This is a genomic window from Micrococcus sp. GPGPB33 (genome assembly GCF_037853785.1).
In the GTDB taxonomy this organism is placed as follows: domain Bacteria; phylum Actinomycetota; class Actinomycetes; order Actinomycetales; family Micrococcaceae; genus Micrococcus; species Micrococcus luteus.
In genome coordinates, this window is sequence record NZ_JAQMWO010000002.1 from 343,440 (window position 1) to 367,064 (window position 23,625).

The following is a 23,625-nucleotide window of genomic DNA, read 5'->3' on the forward strand; positions in this document are numbered from 1 at the left end:
TCCCCTCTCTCAGAACAGGAAGTAGCGCTGGGCCATGGGCAGGACGTCCTGCGGCTCGCACGTGACGGGCTCCCCGTCCACGCAGACCTCGTACGTCTCCGGGTCCACCTCGAGGCGGGGCGTCTCGCCGTTGTGGCGCATGTCCGCCTTGGTGAGGTCGCGGATGCCGTGCACGGCGCGGATGGTCTTCTGCAGCCCCAGGGCGCGCGGCACGCCGGCCCGGATGGACGCCTCGGACATGAAGGTGATGGCAGAGGTGTGCACGGCCTGGCCGTACGCGCCGAATGACCTGCGGTACCAGCGGGGCTGTGGCGTCGGGATGGAGCCGTTGGGGTCGCCCACGACCCCGTAGGCCATCTGCCCGCCCTTGATGACCAGGTCCGGCTTCACCCCGAAGAACTGCGGCTCCCACAGCACGAGGTCGGCGAACTTGCCGACCTCCACGGAGCCGACCGAATCGGCGATGCCGTGGGCGATGGCGGGGTTGATGGTGTACTTCGACACGTAGCGCTTGATGCGGTGGTTGTCCCCCGCGGTGCCCTCGTCCTCGGGCAGCGGGCCGCGCTGACGCTTCATGGAGTCCGCGACCTGCCACGTGCGGATCAGCACCTCGCCGACGCGGCCCATCGCCTGGGAGTCGGAGGAGGTCATGGAGAAGATGCCCATGTCCTGCAGGACGTCCTCGGCCGCGATGGTCTCCTGGCGGATGCGGGAGTCAGCGAAGGCCACGTCCTCCGGCAGGTCCGCGTTCAGGTGATGCGCCACCATGAGCATGTCCACATGCTCCTCGACCGTGTTCGTCGTGTACGGCAGGGTCGGGTTGGTGGAGGCGGGCAGGATGTTCGGATACTGCGCCAGCTCGATGATGTCCGGGGCGTGGCCGCCGCCGGCGCCCTCGGTGTGGAACGTGTGGATCACGCGGCCGTCGATCGCGGCGCGGGTGTCCTCCACGAAGCCGGACTCGTTGAGGGTGTCCGTGTGGATGGCCACCTGGACGTCGTACTCGTCCGCCACCTGCAGGGCGGTGTTGATGGACGACGGCGTGGCGCCCCAGTCCTCGTGGACCTTCAGGCCGATGGCGCCGGCACGGATCTGCTCGGCCATCGGGGAGATGGAGGAGCCGTGGCCCTTGCCGAGCAGGCCGAAGTTCATGGGCCAGTGCTCGAACGAGCGGAGCATGGTGTGGATGTTCCACTCGCCGGGGGTGATGGTGGTGGCCTTCGACGACTCGGAGGGACCGGTGCCGCCGCCGATCATGGTGGTCAGACCGGAGGAGAGCGCGGTCTCGATCTGGTCCGGGCTGATGAAGTGCACGTGGGTATCGATGCCGCCGGCGGTGAGGATCTTGCCCTCGCCGGAGATGACGTCGGTGGCCACCCCGATCACGATGTCTACGCCGTCCATGGTGTGTGGGTTGCCGGCCTTGCCGATGGCCACGATGTGCGCGTCGCGCACGGCGATGTCGGCCTTGTAGATGCCGGTCCAGTCGATGACCACGACGTTGGTGATCACCAGGTCGGGGACGCCGACGTCGCGGACGAGCTGGCTGTTCTGGCCCATCCCGTCGCGGATGACCTTGCCGCCGCCGAAGACGGCCTCCTCGCCGGGCGTGGTCAGGTCCTCCTCGACGACGGCGAACAGCTCGGTGTCCGCCAGGCGGATCGCGTCGCCGGTGGTGGGTCCGTAGAGGCTCGCATACTGCTCTCGGCTGATCTCGAAGCTCATGGTGTGTCCTCTCTGCGGACTCAGCGGGTCTCGTTGTCGAAGCCGGCGCGTTCCTTCAGCGGCGACGGGGCGTCGCCCGCGGCGGACTCGTGACGGGCCGGGGTGGCGGGAGCGGCGGGCGCGGCGTGGAGGCCGGCTGCCTCGTGGGGGTCGAGCGAACCGTCGACCATGTCCCGGAAGCCGTAGACGACGCGGTCGCCGCCGAGGGGGATGAGCTTGACGGTGGTCTCGTCGCCGGGCTCGAGCCGCACGGCGGTGCCGGCCGGGATGTCCAGGCGGCAGCCGAGGGCGGCCTGACGGTCGAAGTCGAGGGCGCGGTTGGCCTCGGCGAAGTGGAAGTGCGAGCCGACCTGCACGGGGCGGTCGCCCCGGTTGGTGACGGACAGCTCGACAGCCTCACGGCCGGGGTTGCAGACGACGGGGGCGTCGGCGAGGACGTACTCTCCGGGCTTCATGGTCTCCTCCTGGGTCCGGTTCAGCGGATGGGGTCGTGGACGGTGACGAGCTTGGTGCCGTCGGGGAAGGTCGCCTCGACCTGGACCATCGAGATCATGTCGGCCACGCCCTCCTGGACGTCGTCGACGGTGAGGATGGTGCTGCCCCAGCTCATGAGGTCGGCGACGCTGCGGCCGTCGCGCGCGCCCTCCATCAGCTCATAGGTGATGATCGCGATCGCCTCCGGATGGTTCAGCTTGAGGCCGCGCTGCTGGCGACGGCGCGCCAGGTCGGCGGCCACCACCACCAGGAGCTTCTCGAGGTCCTTGGGCTGCAGATGCATGTGTGCTCCTTCATGAGGTGTGCCCGGCGGGGTCGGAACGGCCCACGCACGGGCACATTTATACGCCTCGTTTCCTGGGAGGAAACCGAACGAGACTCTGAGAGGACGTCCACGTCAGAGCAAGAGCGCGGGAAATCCGGCGGCAGTGGGAGGCGGCTCACCCACCCCGGCGTCACCCCGGGCGCGACGACGGCCCCCACCTCAGCGCGGAGGTGGGGGGCCGTCGTGGTCGGCCGGGCCGGTCAGGCCTGGGCGAACCGGGCCTTCTGCGCCTCGAAGCGCTCGCGCACGACGGCGGGCAGCGACTCGCCGAACCGGCCGAGCCACTGCTCGATGAGCTCGTTCTCCTCGGCCCACTCCGCGGCGTCGACCTTGAGGGCGTCCTCGAGGTCCTCGGCCGACACCTCGATGCCGGACAGGTCGAGCGAGCCCGCGGCCGGCACGAGACCGATCGGGGTCTCCTCGGCCTCGGCCTTGCCCTCGAGGCGCTCCACGACCCACTTCAGGACGCGCGAGTTCTCGCCGAAGCCGGGCCAGGCGAAGCCGCCGTCGCGGTTGCGGCGGAACCAGTTGACCAGGTAGATGCGCGGCAGCTTCTCCGGGTCGGCCTTGCCGGACTCCCTGACCCAGTGGGCCAGGTAGTCGCCGGCGTCGTAGCCGAGGAACGGCAGCATGGCCATCGGGTCGCGACGCACGACGCCCACGGCACCGGCGGCGGCCGCGGTGGTCTCCGAGGAGAGGGTGGCGCCCTTGAGGATGCCGTCCTCCCAGTCGAAGGCCTCGGTCACCAGCGGAACGGTGGTCTTGCGGCGGCCGCCGAACAGGATGGCGTCCAGCTTCACGCCCCGCGGGTCGCGGTACTCGTCGGCCAGCATGTCCGTCTGCTCGATGGGCGTGCAGAACCGGGAGTTCGGGTGGGCGGCCGGGGTGCCGGACTCGGGCGTCCAGTCGTTGCCGCGCCAGTCGGTGAGGTGCTCGGGGACCTCGTCCGTCATGCCCTCCCACCACACGCCGCCGTCGTCGGTGAGGGCGACGTTGGTGAAGATGGAGTTGCCCTTGGAGATCGCGCGCATGGCGTTCGGGTTGGTGGACCAGCCGGTGCCGGGGGCGACGCCGAAGTAGCCGGTCTCCGGGTTGATCACGCGGAACTCGCCGTCCTTGCCGGCGCGGATCCAGGTGATGTCGTCGCCCAGGGTCTCGGCCTTCCAGCCCTCGATCGTGGGGTCGATGAGGGCGAGGTTGGTCTTGCCGCAGGCCGACGGGAAGGCGCCGGTGATGTGGTAGGACCGGCCCTCGGGGTTGGTCAGCTTGAGGATCAGCATGTGCTCGGCGAGCCAGGCCTCGTCCCGGGCCATCACGGAGGCGATGCGCAGCGCGTAGCACTTCTTGCCGAGCAGGGCATTGCCGCCGTAACCGGAGCCGAAGGACCAGATGGAGCGCTCCTCGGGGAAGTGCACGATCCACTTGGTCTCGTTGCACGGCCACGGCACGTCCTGCTCGCCCGGCTCCAGCGGGGCGCCCACGGAGTGCACGGCCGGCACGTAGAAGGCCTGCTCGCGGGACATCTTGTCCAGCACGTCCTGGCCGATGCGGGCCATGATGCGCATCGACAGGACCACGTAGGCGGAGTCGGTGATCTCCACGCCGTACTTCGGGTCCTCGGCGTCGAGGTGGCCCATCACGAACGGGATCACGTACATGGTGCGGCCGCGCATGGCGCCGGTGAACGCGTCGTCGAGGATGCCGTGCATCTTCGCCGGGTCCATCCAGTTGTTGGTGAAGCCGGCGTCCTCCTCCTTCTCGGAGCAGATGAAGGTGCGGTCCTCCACGCGTGCGACGTCGGCGGGATCGGAGAACGCGGCGAAGGAGTTGGGGAACTTGTCCTCGGCCAGGCGGGTCAGGGTGCCCGCCGCCACGAGCTCGTCCGCGAGGCGGTCGCGCTCCTCCTCGGAGCCGTCGACCCACTGGACGGAGTCCGGCTGCGTCAGCTCTGCAATCTGAGCGACCCACTCGCGCAGCTGGGCGTAGTCCGTGGGCGCGTCCGCCAGGGCGCGATCCGCGAACGAGGTGGTGGCGTTGTCAGCCATGGTGGAGAGTCCTCCCATTGGGGTCCGGGGCCGTTCCGTCCCGTCCACTCCGATGCGTGCACCGCCGAAGCGCGCACCACATCGTTGTGGCCGCACGGTCCTGCCATGGTACCCGAGCCCGGCTATCATGGCCGCGCCCCCGCCACACCCCCGACACAGACCGCCGCAGACCGTCGATTTGCACTTCGCCGGAGAGGTCCTGTAGTGTTCTACGAGTTCGAGCCGCTCCGGCGGATCGGATGATGCGCCCATAGCTCAGCTGGATAGAGCGTCTGTCTACGGAACAGAAGGTCAGGGGTTCGAATCCCTTTGGGCGCACGATCGGAAGGCCCCGCTCCTGCTGGAGCGGGGCCTTCGTCATGTCGGCGCGCCTCTGCCACGCGCGCCGCCGCGGAGGTCAGCGCCCCGGAACCACGAAGTGCGTCAGGGCGGCGTCGCGGCCGTCGAGCTCGGCCCACGGCTTCTCCACCCGGAACACCTGCATCCCGAGCGTCGGGTAGTGCTCGCTCATGCGCAGCGCCGCGTCCTGGTCCGAGTCCAGGCTCATCAGCCGCATGCCCAGCTCCTGCACCCACGGCATGTGGCCCACCACCAGCAGCCGTCGCGTGGTCTCCTCCGTCTCGTTGACGACGGCCAGGGCCCGCGCCGCGTCGGCGCCGTAGAGCCGCGGGTCCAGGTAGGGCGTGGGTGCCAGCTCGCCCAGGCGCTCGCACACCCACACGCACGTCTGACGGGTGCGCAGCGCATCGGAGCACACGACGGCGTCCGGGACGAGGTCGTGCTCGCGGAGCCAGTCGCCGGCGGCGGGCGCCTGGGCGTGGCCTCGCTCGGCGAGCGGGCGGGCATGGTCGTCGGCCGCGTCGGGCCAGCCGGCCTTGGCGTGCCGGAGGACGATCAGGGTCTTCGCGTCGGCGGTGCTCATGCGGCCAGGCTACGGCGACGGCCCCCGCTCGGGTGAGCGGGGGCCGTCGTCGGACACGGGCGGGCGCGGGTCAGATGCTGTACTCCGGCGCCGCCCACACGACCACCTCGGGGTGGCGGTAGAAGCGGTAGCCCTGGCCGCGCACGGTGCGCACGGTGTTCGCGAGGCGGCCGAGCTTGGCGCGCAGGCGGCGGATGTGCACGTCGATGGTGCGCTCGTTGGGCACCTCGTCGGCGTTGCGCCACAGGGCGTCGAGCAGCTCCTCGCGGCCGACGGTGCGCTCGCCGTTCTCCACGAGGTAGTTCAGGAGCTCGAACTCCTTGAAGGTGAGGTTCAGCGACTCACCGTCCAGCTGCACCTCGCGCCGGGACAGATCGATCAGCACACCGGGCTGGCGCGTGGACACGGGGGCCGGCGCCTGCGCCAGGTCGGGACGGGTGCCGCCCTGCACGGTCGGGTCGCCGAGCACCTGGCGCACGACCTCGATGTCGCGGCCCTCCGCGCCGGCGGGGGCCAGGGCGACGGCGGCGTGCGACTCCGCCCCGGGGACGAGGGACTCCACGTAGTGGCGCAGCTCATTGGCCAGCCGCGTGAGGGAGGTGCCGGCGGCCGAGGCGGCCAGCTCGTCCATGCCCACGTAGATGACGAACCCACGGGCCTCGTTCTCCCGGGCCACCGCCTGGGGACCCGGGATGCCGTTCGGCGCCAGGACCGGCGTCGGCGCCGTCTGGGAGTCGGGGGCGTCGGTGCCACCGGCCAGGCGCAGGCCTGCGCGGGCCTGGCCTCGGCGGGACATGCCGTCGGCCCGGCGCTGCGCGTTGCGGACGGAGATGTGCACGTATCCGGCGGACTGACCCATGGCCACCACTCCTCTTTCGGCTCATGGCCCCTCCACCGCTCGGTCGGTGCGGCGGACGAGGCGTCACATGACAAGAATGTGACTTCACCGAGGGGACTGGCAAGTAACGTTCGCACTTTTGTCTCATTATTTGAGAAGAAGAGTCCTGAATGTGCTCAACATCACTATTCGCGGATCGGAATAGTGTCGCGCCGTCGCTCGGCTCGCCCGCGTGACTCTCTCATTGTTCAACAGGTGGGAGCGCGCCGCAGGACCAATGAGTATGCGGAATATTTATGCAGGAGACTGCCAGGTTTTCCATGTGACGCCATGATGACGGGTCACAGCGGGTCGTGACGTCCACTAGATGGACGACACATTGGCGGCCCCGCTTGACGTCCCCGCCGGAGACGCTCCCGTGAGACGACCACGGCCCCCGCCGGGTGGGGGCGGGGGCCGTGGTCGTCTCGTGGCGGACGCGGAGGTCCGATCAGGTCATTCCGCCAGACCGTAGAGCCGGTCGCCGGCGTCGCCGAGGCCGGGGACGATGTAGGACCGCTCGTCCAGGCGCTCGTCGACGGCGGCCAGGTACAGGTCCACCTCGACGTCGCCCAGCGAGGCCTCCAACCGCTCGATGCCCTCGGGCGCTCCGAGCAGGCAGAGGCAGGTGACCCGCGCCGCGCCGCGCTGGTAGAGGAAGCGGATGGCCTCGATCAGCGTGCCTCCCGTGGCCAGCATGGGGTCCAGGACGAACACGTGACGCCCGGACAGGTCGGCGGGCAGCCGCTCCGCGTAGGTGACGATGTCCAGCGTCTCCTCATTGCGGGCCATGCCGAGGAACCCGACCTCGGCGGACGGCGCCATCTTGGTCATCCCCTCCAGCATCCCGAGCCCCGCGCGCAGGATCGGCACGACCAGCGGACGCGGGCGGGCCAGCCGGAAGCCGGTGGTCTCGGTCACCGGGGTCTCGATCCGCACCTCCTCCATGGCCACGTCGCGCGTCGCCTCGTAGGCGAGCAGCATCACGAGCTCCTCCGTGAGCTGCCGGAAGATCATGGACGGGGTCTTCTTGTCCCGCAGGACGCTGAGCTTGTGGGCCACGAGCGGGTGGTCGACGATGTGGACGCGCATGGCGCCCACGGTACCGCCCGCGCGCGCCCCTCCGCCCGTGCCCGCGCCCGCGGGGGCGCCGCCACCGCCGCTAGGCTGGCCGCGTGTCCGCCCCCGCCCCCTCCCCCGCGCCCACGGCCGAGCAGGAGCACGCGTGGATGGGCCTGGCACTCCGGGCCGCCCGCGCGGCCGGAGCGGCCGGCGACGTGCCGATCGGTGCCGCCCTCGTGGCCGGCGACGGGACCGTCCTGGCCGTCGTCGGGAACGAGCGCGAGCAGCACCACGACCCCACCGCCCACGCCGAGGTCCTCGCGCTGCGCCGCGGGGCGGAGCTGCGGGCCGCCGCCGGGGCGGGCGACGGCTGGCGCCTGACGGACTGCACCCTCGTGGTGACCCTCGAGCCCTGCCCCATGTGCGCCGGTGCGCTGCTGCTGGCCCGCATCCCGCGCGTCGTGTTCGGGGCGTGGGACCCGAAGGCGGGCGCGTGCGGCTCGGTGCTGGACGTGGTCCGCGACCCCCGCTTCAACCACCGGGTGCAGGTCCGCGCCGGCGTCCGTTCCGAGGAGAGCGCGGCGCTGCTGCGGGGGTTCTTCGCCGCCCAGCGCGACTGAACGCGCCCGCGCCCGACGACGGCGGGCGGCTGGTTTGGGCGCGCCGCCGCGGCTCGGGTAGGGTGTCCTGGTCTGGTGACGTGTCCGAGCGGCCGAAGGTGCAGCACTCGAAATGCTGTGTACGGTAACCCCGTACCGTGGGTTCAAATCCCACCGTCACCGCCAGATGTGAAGCCCGGGAGCCTCGTGCTCCCGGGCTTTCGCCATGCCGGGGCGGGTCCGGCCGCCGGCTCAGCGCGGCAGGACGGCGTCCAGGAACGAGGCCACCGCGGACCACGAGATGGTGGCGTGCACGGCGCTGGCCGGCACACCGTTGCGGAGCACCTCCGCGCTGCGGGTCTTCGCGGTCATCATGCCCAGGTCGTGGCCGCCCTCGGCCACCGAGTAGAACGCGGTGCGCAGTCCGGCGGCCTCGGCGGCCCGGTACAGCTCGAGGCTCTGCCCCCACGGGACCGTGACGTCCTTGCGCCCGTGGACGACCAGCAGGGGCGGCGAGTCCGGGCGCACGTGGGTGATCGGGGAGGCCAGCCGGGTCAGGCCGCCCGAAGCCAGGACCGGCACCCCCAGCATGTCCGACTTGGTGCTGCGGTCGTCGAGGTGGCAGTGCTTCAGCCGGTTCGCGCGGTTGTAGTCCGCGCACGCGCCCGGGAGCATCTGGCGGTTCATCGTCAGGAAGTCCGTGGGGCCGAAGAAGTCCACGATCGCCTGGACGCGGTCCTCCTCCGGGATCGCGTGGCCGCCGTCGGGCACCTCCCGGCCGGGCGGCGGCACCTGCTCCCGGTCCAGGTCCTGGCCACCCGTGAGGCCGGCCATGAGGGCGTTCCAGCCGCCCGACGACGAGCCGGCCACGGCCACCCGCCCCGCGTCCAGCTGCAGGCCCGGGGCGTTGCGCCGCACCCAGCGGACCGCCGCCGTCGCGTCCTCCACCTGGGCGGGGAACGTGCCCTGCTTCGAGCTGCGCACCGAGAACGCGGCGACGGCGTAGCCGTGCGGGACCAGGCCGCGGGCGACGTCGGCGCCGTCGCTGTAGCCGCGGTCGCTGCGCCAGCCGGAACCCGCGTTCCACACGAGGACCGGGAACGGCCCCTGGCCCGGCGGCCGGTACACGTCGATGCGTCCGGCGCGCCCGGGCAGGGCCGCGTACGTATGGCCGGTGGAGCTGCGCATGCCGTACAGGGCCGTCGCGTTGGCGCCCAGCGGCCCGGCGGGCGCGCCGGCCAGGTCGGTGACGACGGCCACCCCGCCCACCGCGAGGGCGCCGACCCCGAGGCCGAGCGCGGCGCGGCGGGACACCCGCGCAGAGCGAGCCGTCGACGTCATGGGCCCCCTTCCGGTGCGGGGCCGGGCACCCCGCCCCGGCGAGCGTAACCGAGCGGCGGGGGCCGACCCCCGTACCCTGTCCGCCGCCGGTGCGATCATGGGGCCATGTCTGTTCGGGTGCTGGCCATCGGCAAGAAGCATGAGGCGTGGGTCGTCGACGGGATCGACCGCTACGAGCGGCGCCTCAAGAGGCCCTACGACCTCTCGTGGCGCCTGCTGCCGCACTCCGCGCGGCAGGAGGAGGCGGCGCGCACGGAGGAGTCGGACCGGATCCTGGGCGCGGTCGGCGCGGACGAGCACCTGATCCTGCTGGACGAGCGGGGGCCGGCGTTCGACTCGCCGGGTCTGGCGCGGCACCTGCAGAGCCGGTTCGACGTCGGCGCCCCGGTGACGATGGTGATCGGAGGCGCGTACGGGGTGGACGCCCGGGTCCACGCCCGCGCGGACCGCGTCTGGTCCCTGTCCCCGCTCGTCTTCCCGCACCAGCTCGTGCGGCTGATCCTGGCGGAGCAGGTCTACCGAGCCCAGGAGATCTCCGCCGGCCGACCATACCACCACGCATGAGCGGGCCCGCGGAGACCGCAGCGGGCTCGGCCACGCCCGCGGCCGACGTCGTCCTGGGCCGGTTCACCGAGCCCACGCGCGCCTGGTTCACGGGCGCGTTCGAGGCCCCGACGCCGGCCCAGCTCGGCGCGTGGGACGCGATCTCCTCCGGGCGGCACGCACTGGTGATCGCGCCGACCGGCTCAGGCAAGACCCTCTCCTCCTTCCTCTGGGCGCTCGACTCGTTCGTGCGCGAGCCCGCCGCCGAGGGGACGGCGGCCACCCGCGTCCTCTACGTCTCGCCGCTGAAGGCGCTCGGCGTGGACGTGGAGCGGAACCTGCGGGCCCCGCTGGTGGGCATCACACAGACCGCCGCACACCAGGGCAGGCCCGTGCCGCGCGTCCGGGTGGGTGTGCGCTCCGGAGACACCCCGGCGGCCGAGCGACGGCGCCTGCAGCAGGATCCGCCGGACATCCTCATCACCACGCCCGAGTCGCTGTACCTCATGCTCACCTCGCAGGCCCGCGCGGCGCTGGCCGGGGTCCGCACGGTGATCGTGGACGAGGTGCACGCCGTGGCCGGGACCAAACGCGGCGCCCACCTGGCCGTCTCCCTCGAACGCCTGGACACCCTGCTGGACACGCCGGTGCAGCGGATCGGCCTGTCCGCCACGGTCGAGCCGGCCGCCGAGGTGGCCCGGTTCCTCGGCGGCACGCAGCCGGTGACGGTGGTGCGGCCCGCCTCGGCCAAGCGCTGGGACCTGACGGTCACGGTGCCGGTGCCGGACCTGACGGACCTCTCCTCCCCCGCCGCCGTCCACGACCTGGGCCCCGGCTCCTCGACGGGCGGGCTCGGCGACGAGGGCGCGGTGACGGGCGGGTCCATCTGGCCGCACGTCGAGGAGCGGATCGTGGACCTGGTGGCCGAGCGGCGCTCCACACTCGTGTTCGCCAACTCCCGGCGCCTGGCCGAGCGCCTCACCGGCCGCCTCAACGAGATCTGGGAGGCCCGCGCCGAGGCGGCCGCCGCAGCCGAGCACCCGGACGCCGTCCCCGGCTTCCGCACACCGGACCCGACCGGCTTCCACGGACCCGCCCAGGTGGCCGGGCAGACCGGCACCGGATCGGGCACCGTCTCCGACTTCGCCCGCGCCCACCACGGCTCCGTGTCCAAGGAGCAGCGCGCCATCGTCGAGGAGGCGCTGAAGACCGGCCAGATCCGCTGCGTCGTGGCCACGAGCTCGCTCGAGCTGGGCATCGACATGGGCGCGGTGGACCAGGTGATCCAGGTGGAGTCGCCGCCCTCGGTGGCCTCCGGTCTGCAGCGCGTGGGCCGCGCCGGCCACCAGGTGGGCGAGGTCTCCCGCGGCGTGTTCTTCCCCAAGCACCGGGGCGACCTCGTGGACACCGCCGTCGTGGCCGAGCGCATGACGGCCGGGCGCATCGAGTCGCTGCGGATCCCCGCCAACCCGCTGGACATCCTCGCCCAGCAGACCGTGGCCGCCGTCGCCGTCGCGGACCTGGACGCACAGGAGTGGTTCGACCTCGTGCGCCGGTCCGCGCCGTTCGCGACGCTGCCGTTCTCCGCCTACGAGTCCGTGCTCGACCTGCTGGCCGGCCGCTACCCCTCGGACGAGTTCGCCGAGCTGCGCCCGCGCATCCTGTGGGACCGGGAGAACGGCACGCTCGCCGCCCGCCCCGGCGCGCAGCGCCTCGCAGTCACCTCGGGCGGCACCATCCCGGACCGCGGCCTGTTCGGGGTGTTCCTGGCCTCCGACGGCGGCGCGGACGGCACCCCCGGCGGCGCGGCGGCCGGGGACACGGCCGAGTCGGCGGGCTCCGCGTCCGCGGGCTCGGCCCGCTCCGGCGGGCGCCGGGTCGGCGAGCTCGACGAGGAGATGGTCTACGAGTCCCGCGTGGGGGACGTCATCCTGCTGGGCGCCACGAGCTGGCGCATCGTGGACATCACCGCGGACCGCGTCCTGGTGCTGCCCGCCTACGGGCAGCCCGGCAAGCTCCCGTTCTGGCGGGGCGACGCCGCGGGCCGGCCGGCGGAGCTGGGCGACGCCGTCGGGCGCTTCCGCCGCGAGCTGGACGCGGACCCCGAGGCCGGCCGCACCCGCCTGGGGGCCGCGGGCCTGGACCCGTGGGCGCAGGACAACCTGCTGGCCTACCTGAAGGACCAGCGCGAGGCCACCGGGGTGCTGCCCACCGAGCAGACGCTCGTGGTGGAGCGGTTCACGGACGAGCTCGGCGACTGGCGCGTCGTGCTGCACTCCCCCTACGGCATGGCGGTGCACGCCCCGTGGGCGCTCGCGGTGGGGGCGCGGCTGGCGCAGCGGTACGGGCTGGAGACCGGCTCGGGCGCGGCGATGGCCGCCGACGACGGGATCGTGCTGCGCATCCCCCTGATGGACGCGGAGCCGCCGGGCGCGGAGCTGTTCGAGTTCACGGCCGAGGAGCTGGACGAGATCGTCACGGCGGAGGTCGGCGGGTCCGCGCTGTTCGCCGCCCGGTTCCGGGAGAACGCGGCCCGGTCCCTGCTGCTGCCGCGCCGTGATCCCGGGCGGCGGACCCCCCTGTGGCAGCAGCGGCAGCGGTCCGCGCAGCTGCTGGACGTGGCACGGAAGCACCCGCGGTTCCCCGTGATCCTGGAGACCGTGCGCGAGGTGCTCCAGGACGTCTACGACCTCCCTGCGCTCAAGGAGCTCGCGGGGCGGGTGTCCTCGCGGGCCGTCCGGCTCGTGGAGGTCACGACGACGGCGCCCTCGCCGTTCAGCCAGTCCATCCTGTTCGGCTACATCGCCCAGTTCATCTACGAGGGCGACTCCCCGCTGGCCGAGCGCCGCGCCGCCGCGCTCTCCCTCGACCCGGCACTGCTGTCCGAGCTGCTGGGCACGGAGGAGCTGCGTGAGCTGCTCGACGCCGAGGTCATCGCGGAGGTCGAGGCCCAGCTGCAGCGGCTCGCGCCCGACCGGCGCGCCCGCGGGACCGAGGGCGTGGCGGACCTGCTGCGCCTGCTGGGACCGCTGTCCGTGGCGGAGGCCGCGCGGCGCACACGCCCCGAGGGGGAGACGGAGGAGTCCGCGGACGAGGACGCCGTCGCCGGGATGCTGGCGGAGCTCGAGCGCGCCGGCCGCGCGTTCCGCCTGCGCCAGGACGGGGTCGAGCGGTTCGCCGCCGCCGAGGACGCCGCCCGCCTGCGGGACGCGCTCGGCACGCCGATCCCGCACGGAGTGCCCACCGCGTTCCTCGACCCGGTCGAGGACCCGCTCGGGGACCTCGTGGGCCGCTACGCCCGCACCCACGGTCCCTTCACCGCCGCTGAGGCGGGGGCCGCGCTGGGGCTGGGGGGCGCCGTCGTGCTCTCGGTGCTGCAGCGCCTGGCCACCGAGCGCCGCGTGAGCACGGGCGCGTTCCGGCCGGAGGGCACCCCCGGGGCCACCGGCCTGGACGCCGAGTGGTGCGACGCCGAGGTGCTGCGGCGGATCCGCATGCGCTCCCTCGCCGCGCTGCGCGCCGAGGTCGAGCCGGTGGACCAGGCCGCGTACGCCCGGTTCCTCGCCGACTGGCAGCACCTGCGGCCGCGGACGGGGCGCGACGGGGCCTGGCGGCCGCCGGCCACGCTCGAGGGCGTGGACGGGGTGGCCACCGTCCTGGACCAGCTGGCCGGCACCCCCTGCCCGCGAGCGCGTGGGAGTCCCTCGTGCTGCCCGCCCGCGTGCGGGACTACGCCCCCGCCCTGCTCGACGAGCTGCTGGCCACGGGCGAATACGTGTGGTCGGGCGTCGGGGAGGCCACCGGCAACGACGGCTGGGTGGCCCTGCACCCCGCCGACGCCGTGGACCTCACGCTGCGCCTGCCCGAGCCCGCGGAGGAGACACCGGCCGACGCCGCCCTGCGCGCGGCCGTGCTCGAGGTGCTCGCCGGCGGCGGGGCCTGGTTCTTCCCCCAGCTCGTGGAGCGGGTGCGGGCGGCGCAGGCGGCGGGCGACGACGGCGACGCGGGTGGCGCAGGCGGGGCGGGCGGCCCCGACCCGCACCGCGACCCGGCCGACCTGGCCCGCGGCCCCGCGGTGCTGGGCGCGCTGTGGGGCCTGGTGTGGGACGGCCGGGTCGGCAACGACACGTTCGCCCCTGTCCGCGGCCTGCTCTCGCTCGGCAAGACCGCGCACCGCACCGGCCGGCAGACGCCGCGGGCCCGCACCGCGCGGACGGGCGGGGCCGCGGGGGCGGCGGCCGGGCGCGGGCTCGGCGGGCGGCTGGCCGGGGTGCGCGGGCGGGGCCGGTACGCGGGGCTCACCTCGCCCGAGGGCGGCGCCCGGGGCTCGGCCGGCCTCACGGCGGGGACCGTCGGGCTCTCGGCCGCCGAACAGGCCCGCTCGGCCGGCCGCTGGTCCCTGCTGCCCGCCGCCGAGCAGGACCCCACGATCCGCGCCCACGCCACCGCCGAGCTGCTGCTGGACCGGTACGGCGTGATCACGCGCGGCTCCGTGGTGGCCGAGGAGGTCCCCGGCGGCTTCGCGGGGCAGTACCGGCTGCTCACCCGGATGGAGGACGCGGGCCAGGTGCGCCGCGGCCACTTCGTCGACGGGCTGGGCGGCGCGCAGTTCTCCACCGGCGCCGTCGTGGACCGGCTGCGCGGGTTCCAGCGGGACGAGGAGGACGCCGCCGTCGACACCGCCCCGCTCGCGCTCGCCCTGGCCGCGACGGATCCGGCGAATCCCTACGGCGCCGCGCTGGACTGGCCGTCCGTGCCGGCCGGGCCGGACGGCGTCGTGCCCACGGGCCATCGCCCGGGCCGGAAGGCGGGCGCCGTCGTCGTGCTGATCGCGGGGCGGCTGGCGCTCTACATGGAGCGCGGCGGGCGCACGCTGCTCGCGTTCACGGAGGATCCGGGCGAGCTGCGGGCCGCGGCGGAGGCGCTCGTGTGGGCGCTGCGGACCGGCCGCACCGAGCGGCTGAGCCTGGAGAAGGTCAACGGCGGGCCGGTGCTCGGCACGCCGCTGGCCGAGGCGCTGCTGGCCGCGGGGTTCTACTCGAGCCCGTCGGGGATCCGGTTCCGGAACTGAGAGCTCGACGCCGTCCGTCCGTCCGCAACGCGGGTTGAGTTGTCGCGGGTCCCGCCGTCGGACACCCGCGACAACTCAACCCGCATTGCCCGGGCGGCCCTGTCGCGGCGGCGGGTCCCGGGGGTAGGTTCGGCCCATGAGCATCGACGCCGCCCCGCCCGAGGACGTGGGCACCGCCCCCACGGGCACGTCTCCCGCCCCCGAGGCCCTCGAGGACTCCCTGCCGCACCCCTCGGACCCTTCCGTCACCCCGTTCCTCCTGTTCGAGGGTGACGCCGGTGCGGCCATGGACGCCTACCTCACCGCGTTCGTGGAGCACCTGCCGGTCACCGAGGTCCGCCGCGACCTCTTCGACGAATCCTCCCCGCGCGGCGCCGCTTGGGCGGGCAAGGTCCTGCACGGCGAGCTCGAGATCGCCGGCCAGCGGCTGCGCTTCTTCGACTCCTTCACCCCGCACGGGTTCACGTTCACCCCGGCCATCAGCCTGTTCGTCGAGCTGCCGGACGCCACCGCGGTGGACGCCATCCACGACGCGCTCCTCGCCGGCGGCGGCCGTGACTGCATGCCGCCCGACGACGACGGCTTCTCCCGCCGCTTCGCATGGGTCGGGGACCGCTTCGGCGTGACCTGGCAGCTCAACGCGGCCTGAGCCGGTGACGGCCCGTGCCTGAAGGCGACTCCCTCGTCCGCGTCGCGCACCGGCTCCGCCCCGTGCTCGAGGGCCGGGTCCTGACGCACGCGGATCTGCGCGTGCCCCGCCACGCCACCGCGGACCTGACCGGCTGGACGGTGGCCGAGGTCCTGCCGCGCGCCAAGTACCTGCTGATGCGGCTGACCCCGCCCACGGCCCGCCCCGGGGCCCGTCCGCTCACCCTGATCTCGCACCTGAAGATGGAGGGCCGCTGGCTCGTCTCGGCCATCGACGCCCGGTGGGGCGCCCCCGCCTGGCAGGTGCGGGCGGTGCTGGAGACGGCGGAGCACCGCGTGCTCGGCGCCCAGCTGGGCCTGCTCACCCTCGTGCCCACCGCCGACGAGGCCGCCGTCCTCGGCCACCTCGGCCCCGACCTGCTGGACCCGGCCTGGGACACGCCCGACGACGGCGCCGCGCTGCTCGCCGAGGGCGTGCGGCGGCTCACGGCCCGGCCCGAGCGGCCGGTCGGCCTGGCCCTGCTCGACCAGCGGCTCGTCTCCGGGATCGGCAACATCTACCGCTGCGAGACCCTCCTGCTGGCCGGCATCGACCCGCACCGGCCGATCGGCGAGGTCGAGGACGTCGCCGGACTCGTGCTGCTCGCCCGGGACCTGCTGCGCGCCAACGTCCCGCCCGCCGCCCCCGCCACGGGCGCCCGGCGCCGGACCACGGGCGTGCGTCCCAACCCGGGGCGACCCTTCGGGGTCGAGGTGCTGGTCCCGGCCGGTCCGTCACCCGGCACGGCACCCGGCCGGACACCCGGCACGGCACCCGGCCGGACGCCGTCGTACTGGGTCTACGGGCACGACCGCACCCCGTGCCTGCGCTGCCGCGGCCCCGTCCGCCAGGAGGACTACGGCTCCCCCGAGGACGACGCGCGGCGGCTGTGGTGGTGTCCGCACTGCCAGCGCTGACCCGGACGCACCCGAACGGTGGCCGCGTGTCCTCCCCGCTCCCTACGCTGAACCTGCCCCGACCCGAGGAGAAGTCATGGCCGACCCGTTCCCGAAGGACCCGGAGGGCGCCGTCGTCGCGCTCGTGCTGGCCGGCGGCACCGGCGGCCGCCTCACGCCGCTCACCGCGGCCCGCGCCAAGCCGATGGTGCCGCTGGCGGGCCAGTACCGGCTGATCGACGTCGTCCTGTCCAACCTGACCCACTCGCGCCTGCGGGACGTGTGGGTCGTGGAGCAGTACCGCCCCTTCACGCTGAACCAGCACCTGGCCGGCGGCCGGCCGTGGGATCTCGACGGCACCCGCCACGGCCTGCGGCTCCTGCCCCCGCGCAGGGCCGCGCCGAGGAGGGCTTCGCCCGCGGCAACGGGCACGCGATCGCCCAGCAGCTGCCGCTGCTGGAGCAGTTCGGCGCCGAGACCGTCGTGGTGCTCTCCGCCGACCACCTGTACCAGCTGGACCTGCGCCCCGTGCTGGCCGAGCACGCCCGCTCCGGCGCCGAGCTCACCGTGGTCACCACCGAGACGGACGAGGACCCCTCGCGCTTCGGCGTCGTGCAGGTGGACGACGACGGTGCCGTGACCGACTACGCCTACAAGCCGGAGGACCCGGCGGGCACGCTCGTGGCCACCGAGGTGTTCGTGTTCGACGTCGCCGCGCTCTCCGAGGTGGTCGGCGACCTCGTGGCGGGCGAGGACGAGGCGGCCACCAAGGACGAGGGCGAGACCGATGAGGACGGCGACCCCGTGGGCTCCTCCCTCGGCGACTACGGGGAGAGCATCATCCCGGCGTTCGTGGCGCGGGGGCGCGTGCGGGAGCACCGCCTCGTCGGGTACTGGCGGGACATCGGCACCCTGGACGCGTACGTCCGCGCCCACCGGGAGATCCTCGACGGCACCGGCCTGGACGTCGCTGCCGAAGGCTGGCCGCTGCTGACCAATCCGCACGCCGCTCCGCCGGCCTGGGTCGCCCCCGAGGCGACCGTCACCGGCTCCCTGCTCAGCCCCGGCTGCCGGATCGCGGGCGAGGTGACCGACTCGGTCGTGGGCCCCAGCGTGGTGGTCGAGGCCGGCGCCGTGGTGCGCGGGAGCATCCTGCTGGGCGAGTGCACGGTGCCCTCGGGCGCGGTGCTGGACACGGTGATCGCCGACGTCGGCGCCGCCATCCCGGCCGAGGGCGCCACGGGGCGCGCGGAGCCGGCCGACGAGGTCGTGGTCCTCGAGCCGGGCGAGCGCGGGCCCGCCTCCTCGGACGAGACCACCGGTTCGGGCGCCCCCGTCAGGGACTGATCGGCCGCGCCCTCCGGACCGGCCCGCCGGCCCGGTCTGCGGCGAGCACGGCCAGCTCCAGCATCAGGCGTCCCCGCGGGTCCTGCAGGCTGCACCCCGTCAGCTCCACCAGGCGCTTGGTGCGGTAGATGACGGTGTTGCGGTGGCAGATCAGGTCCTCCGCGGCGAGGGTCGCGGAGCCCGAGCGGCGCAGCAGCGCCCGCAGGGTCTCCATCAGAGTGGCGCGCTGGTCCGCGGGCAGCGCCCGGAGCGGTCCCAGCACCTCCTCCACCAGCAGCGCGGCGACCTCCGGGCTGGACTCCAGCAGCACCTCCGGCAGCCGATGGGAGGCCCAGGCGAGCCGCCGCTCGCCCGGCGGGAGCGTGTGCGCCGCCCGCGTCGCCAGCCGGAACGCCGCCGCCGTCTCGGGGATCCCCTGCCGGGCCCAGGCCACTCCCACCTGGCCCTCGACCAGCGGGCCCAGCGCCTCCGTGAGCCATTCCTCGTCCGTCGAGGGAGGCTCGACGACACCGTAGAGCGCCCCCTCGCGCACAGCCCAGCGGGACGTCGCCCCGAGTCGCCCCATGCGGTCCTCGGGGTGATGGAGCACGTCGCTCCCCGGGTCCTCGGCGAGGGCGACGACGCAGGCGAGGGGGGCGGTCGCCCGGACGCCCAGGATCTCCTCGGCCTGCTCCGCGTAGACGGGGTCCGCGCCCTTCCCCTCCAGCAGCCCGGCCAGGCAGTCCTCCTGACGGCGCAGGTCGCGCAGGGTGAGGCGCGCGGTCTCCCGCCGGTAGGCGGCGCTGAGGACCTCGCCCGTGACGCTCAGGTCCTCCCACAGCCGGCGCCCCGCCTCGAGGAGCTCCTCGGTCGTGATGTCGAGCCTGCCCTCGCGGACCCGCCGTCCCAGCTCCTCCCAGAGCAGCCGGTTGCCCGAGGTGTAGGTGGAGATCACGGTCTCCAGGGGCACCCCCTGGCGGGCGCGCTCGACGCCGGTGGCCCGCCACGTGTCGACCAGGCGCCCTCCCGCGCCCTCCCCGGAGGGCACGCCGGCCAGGCCCCGCAGGCCCCGACGGACGTGCTCCCGCGTGCTACGACGCAGCCTGGCCCGCAGCTCCGGCGTGGACCACGCCCCGCCCTGGTCGCCGCCCAGCGTGGCGGCGGCGATCTCGTCGGCGATCCGGTCGGCGTCCTCCAGCAGCGCCGACCAGGCCTCCCGCAGACGGCGCTCCGCGTCCCCGGACTCCTCGGGGACCCCTGCCTCCTGCACCATGCCGTCCTCCTCGCCGCCCCCGCCGGCGGCGTCCGGCCGGGCGGGACTCGTGTCCTGGCTGCACAACCGACTCTGTGCTCCGTGCCCATAGTGCCACTGTGGCGCCGGTCATACGGTGGGCGGAGACCTCGTCCGCACCCGGACCCATCCCACCCGAGCCCCCCCAGAGGAGCCGACATGAGCGAGACCCGCTCGGGCGTCCTGCCCGACCACGACATCTACCTCCTCGACGACGAGCTGACGGAGGAGCAGCGCGAGGTGCGCGACCGCGTCCGCGCGTTCGTCGACGCCGAGCTCATGCCCGTCATCAACGACTACTGGGAGCGCGCCGAGTTCCCGTTCGAGCTCGTGCCCAAGCTGGCGGAGCTGAACGTGGCGGGCACCGTCATCGAGGGGTACGGCTGCCCCGGCATGAGCCGCATGGCCGGAGCCCTGGTGTCGATGGAGCTGGCCCGCGGGGACGGATCCTTCAACACCTTCTTCGGGGTGCACTCCGGGCTGGCGATGGGCTCGATCAACGCTTTCGGCTCGGACGAGCAGAAGGAGCGCTGGCTGCCCCGGATGGCCCGGATGGAGATGATCGGCGCCTTCGCGCTCACCGAGCCCGACCACGGGTCCGACTCGGTGGCCCTCGAGACCACCGCCCGCCGAGAGGGCGACACCTGGGTGCTCGACGGCGCGAAGCGCTGGATCGGCAACGCCTCCTACGCCCACGTCATCGTCATCTACGCCCGCGACGTGGCCGACGGCCAGGTGAAGGCGTTCGTGCTGGAGCGGGAGCCGGACACGGAGTTCCCCGCCGGCTTCGAGCCGACCGTGATCACCGGCAAGATCGGCAAGCGCGCGATCCTCCAGCCGGACATCGTGATCTCCGGCCTGCGCATCCCCGAGGCGGACCGGCTCCCCGGTTGCTCCTCCTTCAAGGACGTCAACCGCGTCCTGAGCACGACCCGCGGCGGCGTGGCCGTCGAGACGCTCGGCCACGCCGTCGCCGCGTACGAGGCCGCCGTCGCCTACGCCGGGCAGCGCGTCCAGTTCGGCAAGCCGATCGCCGGCCACCAGCTGGTCCAGGGGCAGCTGGCCACCATGCTGGCCGACGTCACCAACATCAAGCTCACGTGCTTCCGCCTCCTGGAGCTGCAGGACCAGGGTCGCCTGACCGGCCCGATGGCCTCGCTCGCGAAGATGTCGGCCGCGCGCCAGGCCCGCCGGGTGACCTCCATGGCCCGGGACATCCTGGGAGGGAACGGGCTGCTGCTGGAGAACCACGTCGCCCGCCATCTGACGGACATGGAGGTCGTCTACACTTACGAGGGCACCGACTCCATGCAGTCGCTGATCGTCGGCCGCGCCATCACCGGCGTGTCGGCCTTCGCCTGAGACCTCCCCGCCCTCTCCCCGCCCCCCTTCCCGAAGGAGCACCACCATGCCTGAAGCCGTCATCGTCTCCGCCGTCCGCTCCCCCATCGGCCGCGCCCGCAAGGGGTCCCTCCGCGACCTGCGCGCCGACGACATGGCCGCCCAGATGGTCACCGCCGCCCTGGACCGGGTCCCCGAGCTGGACCGCGCCGAGGTCGAGGACCTCATCCTGGGCTGCGGCGCCCCCGGCGGGGAGCAGGGCGGCAACCTCGGCCGCGTGGTCGCGGTCTTGGCCGGCCTGCCCTCCGTGCCCGGCACCACCATCACCCGCTTCTGCTCATCCAGCCTGCAGTCCACCCGCATGGCGTTCCACGCCATCCGCGCCGGGGAGGGGGACGTGTTCGTCTCCGCCGGCGTCGAGTCGGCCAGCCGGCTGGACCGCGGCGCCTCCGACGAGGACACCCGCAACCCGGCGTTCCGCTCCGCGTGGGAGCGCTCGGCCCGCCGGGCCGAGGGCGACGCCCCCGTGTGGACGGACCCCGCCGAGGAGGGCGAGCTGCCGGACGTCTACATCGCCATGGGCCAGACGGCTGAGAACGTGGCGCAGCTGCGTGGCGTCTCCCGCCAGGCCCAGGACGAGTACGCCGTGCGCTCCCAGCAGCTCACGGAGAAGTCCCAGGCCTCCGGCTTCTGGGACCGGGAGATCTCCCCGCTCGTCCTGCCCGACGGCATCCGGGTCACCCGGGACGACAGCCCGCGCGCGGGCACCACGCTCGAGGCCGTTTCCCAGCTGAACCCCGTCTTCCGGCCCGACGGCACCGTCACCGCCGGCAACGCCTGCCCCCTCAACGACGGCGCCGCGGCGCTCGTCGTCATGAGCGACACTCGCGCCGCCGAGCTGGGGCTGACCCCGCTCGCCCGGATCGTGTCCACGGGCCTCTCCGCCCTCTCTCCCGAGATCATGGGCCTGGGCCCCGTGGAGGCGTCCCGGCAGGCGCTGGCGCGGGCCGGGATGAGCATCGACGACGTCGACCTCGTGGAGATCAACGAGGCGTTCGCGGCGCAGGTGCTCCCCCTCCGCCGAGGACCTGGGGATCCCCCTGGACAAGCTCAACGTCAACGGCGGGGCAATCGCGCTGGGCCATCCCTGGGGTATGACCGGAGCCCGGATCACCGCCACCCTGCTGAACTCGCTGCGCGAGCACGACAAGCACATCGGCCTCGAGACCATGTGCGTCGGCGGCGGCCAGGGCATGGCGATGGTCATCGAGCGCCTGTCCTGAGTCCTTCCCGCCCCGTCCGCACCCGCACCCGCACCGACCCTCCCGGAGGAACCCCATGACCGAGCCCCGCATCGCCGTCGTCACCGGAGCCGCGCGCGGCATCGGCGCCGCCCTGGCCCGACGCATGGCGGAGGACGGCTTCGCCGTCGCCGCCGTCGACCTCTCGGCCGAGGCGTGCGCCGACGTCGTCGGGCAGATCGAGGAGGCCGGCGGGACGGCCCGCGCCTTCGCCGCCGACGTCGCCCGGGAGGAGTCGGTCGCCCAGGTGATGGACGCCGTCGTCGCCGAGCTGGGTGCGCCCGCCGTGCTGATCAACAACGCGGGCGTGCTCCGGGACAACCTGCTGTTCAAGATGAGCGCCCAGGACTGGGACACGGTGATGGACGTGCACCTGCGCGGGCACTTCCTCATGACCCGCGCCGCCCAGCGCCATATGACGGAGCAGGGGTGGGGGCGGATCGTGAACATCTCCTCCACGTCCGCGCTGGGCAACCGGGGGCAGGCGAACTACGCCGCGGCCAAGGCCGGGATCCAGGGCTTCACCAAGTCCGTCGCTATCGAGCTGGGCCGCTTCGGGATCACGGTGAACGCCATCGCGCCGGGCCTGATCGAGACGGACATGACCCGGGCCACCGCCGAGCGGATCGGCGTCCCCTACGAGACGTACGTGGCCAAGGCGGCGGAGCAGATCCCCGTCGCCCGCACCGGCACCCCCGAGGACATCGCCGCCGCGGCCTCCTTCTTCGCCCGCCAGGAGGCCTCCTTCATCTCGGGCCAGGTCCTCTACGTGGCCGGCGGACCCAAGGCCTGAGCCCCCCACGAGGAGAACGCCATGCAGACCTTCGACGGACTGGACGAGTTCGAGCGGGCCGTGGGCACCCACCTGGGCCACAGCCGCTGGCGCACCGTCACCCAGGAGCAGGTGGACCTGTTCGCGGACACGACCGACGACCACCAGTGGATCCACGTGGACCCCGAGCGGGCGGCCCGGGGACCCTTCGGCTCGACGGTCGCCCACGGCTTCCTCACCCTCGCGCTGCTGCCCTCGATGGTGCGGGAGATCTACCGGGTGGAGGGGATGGCCATGGTCGTCAACTACGGATCGGACCGGGTCCGCTTCCCCATCCGACCCCCGTCGGCGCGCGCATCCGCGCCGGCGCCGAGCTCACCCGCCTGGACCGCGGCCCCCAGGGGGCGCTGGCCATGGTGACCACCACCGTGGAGATCGAGGGAGTGGCGAAGCCGGCCTGCGTGTCGGACTCGCTCTTCCTCCTCCGCCCGGGAAAGGACGCGTCATGACGTTCAACATCTCCGTGCTCCTGCGCGAGAGCGCCGCCGAGCACCCGGACCGCCCCTGCGTGATCCTGGGCGACCGTGCCTGGATCTACGCGGAGGTGGACGCCGCCGCCGACCTGGTGGCCGCGAACCTCAGCGGGCTGGGCCTGGCCCCGGGCACCTCGGTGGCGGTGCAGCTCCCGGACATCCCGCAGTTCCTGTTCGCCTACTTCGGCCTCGTCCGTGCCGGCTTCGTCATGGTCCCCCTCAACCCCCTGCTGACGCCGCGCGAGATCGCCCATCACCTGTCCGACTCGGACACGGCCGTGCTCATCACCGTGGATACGGCGGCCGAGGCGGCGGTCAAGGGCGCGGCCCAGGCGGGCGGGTCCGACGGCGGTCCGACGGTGTACGTGGTCTCCACGGGCGCCGGGGAGCGGCCCGCGGGGACCCGGGACTTCGCGGAGCTGCTGGCCCCCGGCCCCTCGGTGGACATGGCCCCCACCCAGGCCGACGACAC

Annotated in this window: 17 protein-coding genes, 2 tRNA genes and 4 pseudogenes; 14 read left to right on the forward strand and 9 right to left on the reverse strand. The window is 73.7% G+C overall.

Features of this window, described 5'->3' with window-relative positions:
- Positions 1-9 precede the first annotated feature (9 nt).
- The 4 genes from ureC to POD19_RS01650 all read right to left on the reverse strand — a co-directional run bounded on the left by ureC (position 10) and on the right by POD19_RS01650 (position 4,590).
- Positions 10-1,725, reverse strand: coding sequence for an urease subunit alpha (ureC, locus tag POD19_RS01635; protein WP_100056464.1), 1,716 nt, complete (start codon positions 1,723-1,725; stop codon positions 10-12).
- Positions 1,726-1,745: 20 nt separating this feature from the next.
- A complete protein-coding gene (locus POD19_RS01640) occupies positions 1,746-2,180 on the reverse strand; it encodes an urease subunit beta (protein ID WP_098093639.1) in 435 nt (144 codons plus the stop codon).
- Positions 2,181-2,200: 20 nt separating this feature from the next.
- Positions 2,201-2,503: an urease subunit gamma gene (locus POD19_RS01645; protein WP_002854142.1), complete on the reverse strand. Its 303-nt coding sequence runs from the start codon at positions 2,501-2,503 to the stop codon at positions 2,201-2,203.
- Between the two features lie 242 nt (positions 2,504-2,745).
- Positions 2,746-4,590, reverse strand: coding sequence for a phosphoenolpyruvate carboxykinase (GTP) (locus POD19_RS01650; RefSeq protein WP_049147908.1), 1,845 nt, complete (start codon positions 4,588-4,590; stop codon positions 2,746-2,748).
- Positions 4,591-4,834: 244 nt separating this feature from the next.
- On the opposite strand from POD19_RS01650, the gene POD19_RS01655 reads away from it, so the two are divergent.
- Positions 4,835-4,908, forward strand: a tRNA-Arg gene (locus POD19_RS01655).
- A gap of 79 nt (positions 4,909-4,987) precedes the next feature.
- Here POD19_RS01655 and POD19_RS01660 read toward each other — a convergent pair.
- The 3 genes from POD19_RS01660 to upp form a co-directional block, all read right to left on the reverse strand.
- Entirely contained in the window at positions 4,988-5,512 is a 525-nt protein-coding gene (locus POD19_RS01660) for a SixA phosphatase family protein (RefSeq protein ID WP_002854135.1), read from the reverse strand.
- A 70-nt stretch (positions 5,513-5,582) separates the two neighbouring features.
- Complete coding sequence (locus POD19_RS01665) at positions 5,583-6,371, reverse strand: winged helix-turn-helix domain-containing protein (RefSeq protein WP_036316068.1); 789 nt, start codon at positions 6,369-6,371, stop codon at positions 5,583-5,585.
- Positions 6,372-6,845: 474 nt separating this feature from the next.
- Positions 6,846-7,481 (reverse strand): uracil phosphoribosyltransferase, encoded by a 636-nt coding sequence (gene upp, locus POD19_RS01670; RefSeq protein ID WP_010079486.1) that lies wholly within the window; start codon positions 7,479-7,481, stop codon positions 6,846-6,848.
- A gap of 83 nt (positions 7,482-7,564) precedes the next feature.
- Here upp and POD19_RS01675 point away from each other — a divergent pair, with 83 nt between their 5' ends.
- Positions 7,565-8,071, forward strand: coding sequence for a nucleoside deaminase (locus POD19_RS01675; protein WP_049147909.1), 507 nt, complete (start codon positions 7,565-7,567; stop codon positions 8,069-8,071).
- Between the two features lie 74 nt (positions 8,072-8,145).
- Positions 8,146-8,236, forward strand: a tRNA-Ser gene (locus POD19_RS01680).
- A gap of 66 nt (positions 8,237-8,302) precedes the next feature.
- Here the strand turns inward: POD19_RS01680 and POD19_RS01685 are convergent.
- Positions 8,303-9,391 (reverse strand): alpha/beta hydrolase, encoded by a 1,089-nt coding sequence (locus POD19_RS01685; RefSeq protein WP_049147910.1) that lies wholly within the window; start codon positions 9,389-9,391, stop codon positions 8,303-8,305.
- Between the two features lie 105 nt (positions 9,392-9,496).
- Between POD19_RS01685 and POD19_RS01690 the strand changes: the two genes are divergently transcribed.
- The 6 genes and pseudogenes from POD19_RS01690 to POD19_RS01715 all read left to right on the forward strand — a co-directional run bounded on the left by POD19_RS01690 (position 9,497) and on the right by POD19_RS01715 (position 17,936).
- A complete protein-coding gene (locus tag POD19_RS01690) occupies positions 9,497-9,955 on the forward strand; it encodes a 23S rRNA (pseudouridine(1915)-N(3))-methyltransferase RlmH (RefSeq protein WP_170721451.1) in 459 nt (152 codons plus the stop codon).
- A pseudogene (locus POD19_RS01695) lies at positions 9,952-15,005 on the forward strand (ATP-dependent helicase). Before POD19_RS01690 ends, POD19_RS01695 begins: the two are co-directional and overlap by 4 nt.
- 136 nt (positions 15,006-15,141) lie before the next feature.
- Positions 15,142-15,654 (forward strand): VOC family protein, encoded by a 513-nt coding sequence (locus POD19_RS01700; protein ID WP_069941965.1) that lies wholly within the window; start codon positions 15,142-15,144, stop codon positions 15,652-15,654.
- 14 nt (positions 15,655-15,668) lie between these two features.
- Positions 15,669-16,610: a DNA-formamidopyrimidine glycosylase family protein gene (locus POD19_RS01705; RefSeq protein WP_144818566.1), complete on the forward strand. Its 942-nt coding sequence runs from the start codon at positions 15,669-15,671 to the stop codon at positions 16,608-16,610.
- A 76-nt stretch (positions 16,611-16,686) separates the two neighbouring features.
- Positions 16,687-16,875: pseudogene (locus POD19_RS01710) on the forward strand (sugar phosphate nucleotidyltransferase); the annotation flags it as partial.
- A 56-nt stretch (positions 16,876-16,931) separates the two neighbouring features.
- Positions 16,932-17,936, forward strand: coding sequence for a sugar phosphate nucleotidyltransferase (locus POD19_RS01715; RefSeq protein WP_340309277.1), 1,005 nt, complete (start codon positions 16,932-16,934; stop codon positions 17,934-17,936).
- Here POD19_RS01715 and POD19_RS01720 read toward each other — a convergent pair.
- Entirely contained in the window at positions 17,926-19,188 is a 1,263-nt protein-coding gene (locus tag POD19_RS01720; RefSeq protein WP_020627988.1) for a PucR family transcriptional regulator, read from the reverse strand. The genes POD19_RS01715 and POD19_RS01720 overlap by 11 nt on opposite strands.
- Positions 19,189-19,365: 177 nt before the next feature.
- On the opposite strand from POD19_RS01720, the gene POD19_RS01725 reads away from it, so the two are divergent.
- From POD19_RS01725 to POD19_RS01745, 5 genes and pseudogenes are all read left to right on the forward strand, one after another.
- Entirely contained in the window at positions 19,366-20,568 is a 1,203-nt protein-coding gene (locus tag POD19_RS01725; RefSeq protein WP_036316076.1) for an acyl-CoA dehydrogenase family protein, read from the forward strand.
- Between the two features lie 46 nt (positions 20,569-20,614).
- Positions 20,615-21,830 (forward strand): annotated as a pseudogene (locus POD19_RS01730) (acetyl-CoA C-acetyltransferase).
- A gap of 55 nt (positions 21,831-21,885) precedes the next feature.
- Positions 21,886-22,641: a 3-oxoacyl-ACP reductase FabG gene (gene fabG / locus POD19_RS01735; RefSeq protein ID WP_020625413.1), complete on the forward strand. Its 756-nt coding sequence runs from the start codon at positions 21,886-21,888 to the stop codon at positions 22,639-22,641.
- Between the two features lie 21 nt (positions 22,642-22,662).
- Complete coding sequence (locus tag POD19_RS01740) at positions 22,663-23,040, forward strand: MaoC family dehydratase (RefSeq protein ID WP_340309278.1); 378 nt, start codon at positions 22,663-22,665, stop codon at positions 23,038-23,040.
- A gap of 85 nt (positions 23,041-23,125) precedes the next feature.
- Positions 23,126-23,602 (forward strand): annotated as a pseudogene (locus POD19_RS01745) (AMP-binding protein); the annotation flags it as partial.
- Positions 23,603-23,625: the final 23 nt, after the last annotated feature.